The organism is uncultured Alistipes sp., assembly GCF_902388705.1.
GTDB lineage: Bacteria > Bacteroidota > Bacteroidia > Bacteroidales > Rikenellaceae > Alistipes.
On sequence record NZ_CABMQJ010000026.1, the window covers coordinates 23,388 to 30,113 of the forward strand.

The 6,726-nt window shown below is 60.8% G+C and carries 7 protein-coding genes; 4 read left to right on the forward strand and 3 right to left on the reverse strand.

The genetic code is table 11. The features are described from left to right. Positions 1 to 442 precede the first annotated feature (442 nt). Entirely contained in the window at positions 443 to 1,372 is a 930-nt protein-coding gene (locus tag QZT71_RS07835) for a homoserine kinase (protein WP_295914752.1), read from the forward strand. 14 nt (positions 1,373 to 1,386) lie between these two features. Then, complete coding sequence (gene thrC / locus QZT71_RS07840; RefSeq protein ID WP_295914754.1) at positions 1,387 to 2,676, forward strand: threonine synthase; 1,290 nt, start codon at positions 1,387 to 1,389, stop codon at positions 2,674 to 2,676. A 137-nt stretch (positions 2,677 to 2,813) separates the two neighbouring features. Here the strand turns inward: thrC and galE are convergent, their stop codons facing one another. Further along, positions 2,814 to 3,842 carry a UDP-glucose 4-epimerase GalE gene (gene galE, locus QZT71_RS07845; protein WP_295914758.1) on the reverse strand — a complete coding sequence of 343 codons (1,029 nt, stop codon included), beginning with the start codon at positions 3,840 to 3,842 and terminating at the stop codon, positions 2,814 to 2,816. 375 nt (positions 3,843 to 4,217) lie between these two features. On the opposite strand from galE, the gene kbl reads away from it, so the two are divergent. After that, complete coding sequence (kbl, locus tag QZT71_RS07850) at positions 4,218 to 5,405, forward strand: glycine C-acetyltransferase (protein WP_295914761.1); 1,188 nt, start codon at positions 4,218 to 4,220, stop codon at positions 5,403 to 5,405. 11 nt (positions 5,406 to 5,416) lie between these two features. Beyond that, a complete protein-coding gene (locus tag QZT71_RS07855) occupies positions 5,417 to 5,890 on the forward strand; it encodes an AsnC family transcriptional regulator (protein WP_295914763.1) in 474 nt (157 codons plus the stop codon). A gap of 192 nt (positions 5,891 to 6,082) precedes the next feature. Here QZT71_RS07855 and QZT71_RS07860 read toward each other — a convergent pair whose 3' ends face one another. Together QZT71_RS07860 and QZT71_RS07865 are read right to left on the reverse strand one after the other, a co-directional pair. Next, complete coding sequence (locus QZT71_RS07860) at positions 6,083 to 6,355, reverse strand: hypothetical protein (RefSeq protein ID WP_295914765.1); 273 nt, start codon at positions 6,353 to 6,355, stop codon at positions 6,083 to 6,085. A 214-nt stretch (positions 6,356 to 6,569) separates the two neighbouring features. Continuing rightward, on the reverse strand, positions 6,570 to 6,726 hold a 157-nt coding region (locus QZT71_RS07865), incomplete at its 5' end, for a helix-turn-helix domain-containing protein (RefSeq protein ID WP_295914766.1).

Sequence of the window (6,726 nt, forward strand, 5' to 3'; positions counted from 1 at the left end):
GCCATTTTACCGAAGTTTCCCGGAAATCCGCCCGTTTCGGGTGTGAAAAATATCTTACGATTTGTTTTTCAGACGGGTTGTTTCCGGCCTTTTCGGACTACTCCTATATATAAAAACCGGTTTCGGATGCATCTGCGGGCTGCTTACGATTTATCACGCAGATTTGGATATTAAAAAATTTTGTTTTATATTTGCCCACGATGAACATGAAACGGAACAATACGACGGGCGAGGGACGCGGGACAACCTGCATCCCCGCAACGCGTATTACCTCCGCAATCGTCCTCTGCGCAACTACCACAACGACAACCACAACCCCTGTGGGGGTGTAGTTGTTATTTTTCCGTCACGAGCATACCCGTTATGCACCTCCCGGCCCAGGCTGCCGGGGCGGAAATGAGAATTCAGTCAACGGTAGTTTCATTCAACAGGAGATTTTATCATGCAATATATCGAAGTATTCGCCCCCGGCACGGTGGCGAACCTGGGTTGCGGTTTCGACGTGATGGGCCTGACGCTCGACGGCGTGGGCGACCGGATGCGAATCGGCGTAGAGCCGGGCGCCGACGGACTCGCAATCAGCAACCGGAGCGGGAAAGAGCTTCCCGCCCGCATGGAAGACAACGTCATCACCCCGGCCGTCATGGCCATGCTGGAGGCCTACGGCCAGTCCGTACGGGTCGAAATCACAATTCTCGAAAAAATAGCCCCGGGCAGCGGCATCGGTTCGAGCGCCGCATCGTCCGCCGCAGCGGTCTACGGCGTCAACGAACTGTTTGGACGGCCTTTCCCGGGCGAGCGGCTGGTGGAGTTCGCCATGATGGGCGAAGCGCTCATCGGCGGCACGCCCCATGCGGACAACGTCGGGCCCGCCGTACTGGGCGGCGTGGTGCTGATTCGCGGTTACGAACCGCTGGACATCGTCCGCCTGCCCGTCCCCGACGACTTTTTCTATGCCGTGGTGCATCCCGACATCGTCGTCAGCACCAAGGAGGCCCGCGAGGTGCTGCCCCGGGAAATCCCCCTGCACGACGCCGTCACGCAGTGGGGAAACGTCGGCGGGCTGGTCGCCGGATTCGCCCTGGGCGACGTGGCGCTGATCGGCCGCTCGATGCACGACGCGGTGGCGGAACCCTGCCGCAAAGGGTTTATCCCGGGCTACGACCGCCTGAAAGAAGAGGTGCTCTCCGAAGGCGCCCTGGCGATGAACATCGCCGGCTCGGGGCCGTCGATTTTCGCACTGGCGGCTGACAAGGCCGTATCGGAGCAGGTCGCCGAACGGATGCAGGGGCATTTCGCCCGGCTCGGAATCGGCTGCAAAATGTACGCGGGCCGCGTATCGAACCGCGGCGCGCGAATTGTAGAACCGTAAAAACAACAACCGAAATGAAATATTACAGCACGAAAGACCAAGCACGCGCACAGGCCTTTTCGCTTCGCGAGGCCGTGCAGGCGGGACTGGCGCCCGACGGAGGGCTGTTCGTCCCGGAACGTATTCCGCAGGCGGACATGGCCGTCGCAGAACGGCTGGCCGGAGAGTCCTACGCCGCGCTGGCCGGATACCTGGCCGGACTCTTCTTCGGCGACGACATCGACCCCGCCCTCCTGCAGCGGGAGATGGTGCGCATCTACGACTTTCCGCTCCCGCTGCGCCGGGTCGGCAGCCGCTACACGCTGGAGCTGTTCCACGGCCCGACGTTCGCATTCAAGGACTACGGCGCCGGTTTCATGGGCCGGATGGTCGGCCTGCTGGGCGGCGGGGACGGAAAACTGGTGATTCTCACGGCCACGTCGGGCGATACGGGCAGCGCCGTGGCGCACGGCTTCCACAACGTGCCGGGCGTCGAGGTCGTGCTCCTCTACCCCGCGGGGAAAATCAGCCGCCTGCAGGAGTGCCAGATGACCACGCTCGGCAGCAACATCCACCCGCTGCGCGTGGCCGGAACGTTCGACGACTGCCAGCGGCTGGTCAAGGAGGTCTTCGCGGACAAGGCGTTCCGTGCCCGGCACCGCGTGTCGTCGGCCAACTCGATTAACCTGCTGCGCTGGATACCGCAGGCATTCTACTACTTCTACGGTTACCACCTGTGGCGGCAGGCCACGGGCGGCGACCAGCCCGTGGTCGTGGTGCCCAGCGGCAACTACGGCAACCTTTCGGCCGGGATGCTGGCCCGCCGCATGGGGCTGCCCCTGGGAGGTTTCGTCGCGGCTTCGAACAGCAACGACGTGGTGCCCGAATTCCTGCGCACGGGCGATTACCGCCCCCGGGCCTCGGTGCGGACGCTCGCCAATGCGATGGATGTCGGCGCACCAAGCAATTTCGAACGCATGCTGTGGCTCTGCGGCGACGATCCGGAGGCCCTGCGCGGCGAACTGGCGGGGTTCCGGTGCGACGATGCCCTGATACGCCGCACCATCGACGAGCTGCACCGCAACCACGGCTACCTCTCCGACCCGCACAGCGCTGTCGGCTATGCGGCCTCCACGGCCTCGGGCAAGGCGGGCTTCTACCTCTCCACTGCCCATCCGGCCAAGTTCGGCGAGGTCATCTCCCCCGTCACGGGCGCCGCCGTACCGCTGCCTCCGCAGCTCGCGGAGCTCTCCCGGCGCCCCCGGACATCCGAACCGATGGAAGCCGACCTCGGCGCGCTGGAAGCGTTCATCGCAGGCGTATAGCGGGCACACGGCACACGAGAAAGACCGGCCGGTGAGTACCGAAAAACAGAATTCACCCCCGTCGCAACTCGTTGCGACGGGGGTGAAACCCTGTAAAAACTTGCCGGACAACCTCGCTTTCGGGCTTCCGGCGGCAGCTATCCGATGCCGCGGATATGCTTCTCCCACTTCCAGGCCGCAGCCAGCGTTTCATCGAGCGAACGCTCGGCCCGCCACCCCAGTTCGTTGTTGGCGTACGACGGATCGGCCCAGATGGCCACAATGTCGCCCGCCCGGCGGCCGACGATTTTATAGTTGAGTTTGAGGTTGTTCACCTCTTCGAACTTGCGAACCAGCTGGAGCACCGAAACGCCGTTGCCCGTGCCGACGTTGAAAATCTCGTACCTCCCCTTGTTCTTGTTTTCAATCATGCGCCGGATTGCCGCCACATGGGCTTTGGCCAAATCGACGACGTCGATATAGTCGCGGATGTTCGATCCGTCGGGCGTCGGATAGTCGTCGCCGAACACCGACAGGCACTCGCGGATACCGGCGGCCGTCTGCGTGATATAGGGTACGAGGTTCTGCGGAACGCCGCGCGGCAACTCGCCGATCAGCGCCGAAGGATGCGCGCCGATGGGATTGAAATAGCGCAGCGCAATGCCTTTCAGTCCGTCATAGGCGGCCAGCGAGTCGCGCAGGATATCCTCGCACATCTGCTTCGTGTTACCGTAAGGCGAGGTGGCCGGCTTGCGGGGCGTCTGCTCGGTAACGGGCAGCACGTCGGCCTCGCCGTAGACCGTGCACGACGACGAGAAGACGATGTTCCGCCGTCCGAATTCGCGCATCAGGTCGATGACGTTCATGAACGACGTGAGGTTGTTGCGGTAGTATTCCAGCGGCTTGCTTACCGATTCGCCGACGGCTTTCGACGCCGCGAAGTGGATTACCGAATCGAAGTCGTATTTTTCGAACACCTTGCTGAACGCGCTGCGGTCGCAGCAGTCGATTCGCTCGAAGGGAACGTCGACACCCGTGATGCTGCGCACCCCCTCGACGGCGTCCATGTCGCTGTTCGACAGGTTGTCGGCAATCACCACGTCGTATCCGGCCCCGATCAATTCCACGGCGGTATGCGAACCGATATAACCGGCGCCGCCGCTGACCAAAACACACGATTTTTTCATAGTTGACGGTTTTTATTTGAGTTACAAATATAACACAAAAAAACGCCCGTTCGCCAAAACGGCCCGAAAACCTGAAGCCGCCGCCGAAAAAGACCGGCGGGGAGGGGCAATCGGCATCCGTGAAAAAACCCGGGCCGGACACCGGCAGACGGACGCCGTACGCAGACGAAATTATTGTAAGGATACCGGGCCACAACCCCGCCCAAAACCCCGTTACGGGACGGATGCAGCCCGCGCGCTGCCTTGCCGGCTAACAATTCGTAACCCCGGACGTTAAAAAAGCCGTCGAAAAATGTCGGTTTTCGGAAATTAGTCGTATATTTGCTAACAGATTGACACCTCACACGCCGGAAATTCATCAAAACATTAACGGATATGTACGGAAAAATCAAAGAACACCTGCAGCACGAACTTGCTGAAATCAAGGCTGCAGGGCTCTACAAGAGCGAACGAATCATCACTTCGCCGCAGCGTGCGGAGATCGAAGTTGCAGGTCGTAAGGTGCTTAACTTCTGCGCCAACAACTACCTCGGGCTCTCGGACAACCCGCGTCTTGTCGAAGCGGCCAAAAAGGCGATGGACAGCCGCGGCTACGGCATGTCGTCGGTACGCTTCATCTGCGGCTGCCAGGACATCCACAAACAGCTCGAAAAGGCCATCGCCGACTACTTCGGCACCGAGGACACCATCCTCTACGCCGCCTGCTTCGATGCCAACGGAGGCGTTTTCGAACCGCTTTTCACCGATGAGGACGCCATCATTTCCGACGCCCTGAACCACGCCTCGATTATCGACGGCGTACGCCTCTGCAAGGCCGTGCGTTACCGTTACGCCAACGCCGACATGGCCGAACTGGAAGAATGCCTCAAAAAGGCGCAGGCACAGCGTTTCCGCGTCATCTGCACCGACGGCGTCTTCTCGATGGACGGCAACGCCGCCCCGCTGGACAAAATATGCCAGCTGGCCGAGAAATACGACGCGCTGGTGATGGTCGACGAATGCCACTCGGCAGGCGTGCTGGGCAAGACCGGCCGCGGCATCACCGAGCTTTACGACCTGCGCGGACAGGTCGACATCCTCACGGGTACGCTGGGCAAGGCTTTCGGCGGCGCCGTAGGCGGCTTCACGACGGGCCGCAGGGAGATTATCGACATGCTGCGCCAGCGTTCGCGTCCCTACCTCTTCTCCAACTCGCTGCCCCCCGCCGTCGTCGGCGCCGGCATCGAGATGTTCCGGATGCTGGCCGAGAGCAACGAACTCCACGACCGGCTGGTCGCCAACGTCGAGCACTTCCGCAAGGGCATGCTGGCGGCGGGCTTCGACATCAAGCCCACGCAGTCGGCCATCTGCGCCGTGATGCTCTACGACGCCAAACTGTCGCAGGACTTCGCCGCGAAACTGCAGGACGAGGGCGTATTCGTCACGGGCTTCTACTATCCCGTCGTACCGAAAGGCCAGGCGCGCATCCGCGTGCAGGTGTCGGCAGGCCACACCACCGACCAGCTCGACCGCTGCATCGCCGCCTTCACCAAGGTCGGCAAAGAATTGAATGTCATTAAATAACCAATCCTCGTATGCCTAAAACCTCATTAGACGCAATCGATCGCAAGATTCTCAAATACCTGATTAAGAATGCGCGCATGCCGTTCCTCGAAATCGCCCGCGAATGCGGCATTTCGGGGGCGGCAATCCACCAGCGCATCCGCAAGCTCGACGACTCGGGCGTTATCCTGGGCAGCCGCCTGATCGTAGACCCCAAAATGATGGGCTTCGACGTCTGCGCCCACATCAGCATCACGCTCAAGGATCCGCAGCTGCTCAAACAGACCGTGGAGCAGCTCAAGGAGGTTCCCGAAATCGTGGAGGCACACTTCATCACCGGCTCGGGCAACATCCTCGTGAAACTCTACTGCGTGGACAACGAGCACCTCATGCGTACGATCTTCGACGGCATCCTGCGCATCCAGGGCGTCGCCTCCACGGAAACGCAGATTTCGCTGCAGGAGGCTTTCCAACGCCAGGTGAACGTCGATTTCATCGAAGAATAACACGCCGCCGGGCGGTCCGCCGCCCCGCATGCACGCCGGAAGCCCGCAGGGGCTTCCGGTTTTTTCGTCCGCACGCCTCTGCACACGCCTCTCCGGACACCTTTCCGGACGCCCCGTATACAAAGAAAGCACCCCGCCTAACGGCGGGGTACCCCGGCAAACAATTGTTTAACTGATAATTATCCCGGAAGCTTATTTTGCGGACGAAGCTTCCGATGCGGAGGAGGAGTTGCCCTCATTTGTGCTTTCACTCTCAACCTTGTTCTCCTCCTGGGTCGATTCTCCGGCAGTCGAATCGGCCTTCACCGCATCGTCGGCTGCCGATTTCTCCTGCTCGTCGGTAGTCGCGGGCGTCGTAGCCTCGGTCGCTTCGGGAGCGTCCTTCTTCTCGGGCTGCTGTGCGCAGGCAAATGCGCCGCCAGCCATCAGCATCAATGCTGCCATTGTTACAATTGTCTTTTTCATCGCTTTAAAAAATTAAGGTTCCACTTCATTCGGTCTGAATCGGTGTTTCATCGGCCGTTCTGCCTGAAGGAAGTCCAAGCGGCGTGCCATTCGGATAAAAAAGAGAAAACCGCTGTTTATCAGCGGTTGACATTCTTGCCCGGAATCCGGCGGTATGTGGAAAAGTGTGGAAATCGCGCCACAGTGTGTGGAAAATATCCACACCGCGCGCCCGTTATTCGATGCCGTACAGGTGCAGTTTGTTGTAAAGGGTCTTGCGGTCTACCCCCAGCAGCTTGGCGGCCTGCGACTTGTTGCCCCCAGCCATCGCCAGCGCCCGGCGTATCCGCTCCTCCTCGCCCGCGGGGTTGCGCAGCGGCACGGCCGGCGCA

Bases quoted from the DNA above. Each gene is read 5' to 3' on its own strand.
- QZT71_RS07835 (WP_295914752.1), top strand. From the start codon at position 443: ATGCAATATATCGAAGTATTCGCCCCCGGCACGGTGGCGAACCTGGGT.
- thrC (WP_295914754.1), top strand. From the start codon at position 1,387: ATGAAATATTACAGCACGAAAGACCAAGCACGCGCACAGGCCTTTTCG.
- galE (WP_295914758.1), bottom strand. From the start codon at position 3,842: ATGAAAAAATCGTGTGTTTTGGTCAGCGGCGGCGCCGGTTATATCGGT.
- kbl (WP_295914761.1), top strand. From the start codon at position 4,218: ATGTACGGAAAAATCAAAGAACACCTGCAGCACGAACTTGCTGAAATC.
- QZT71_RS07855 (WP_295914763.1), top strand. From the start codon at position 5,417: ATGCCTAAAACCTCATTAGACGCAATCGATCGCAAGATTCTCAAATAC.
- QZT71_RS07860 (WP_295914765.1), bottom strand. From the start codon at position 6,355: ATGAAAAAGACAATTGTAACAATGGCAGCATTGATGCTGATGGCTGGC.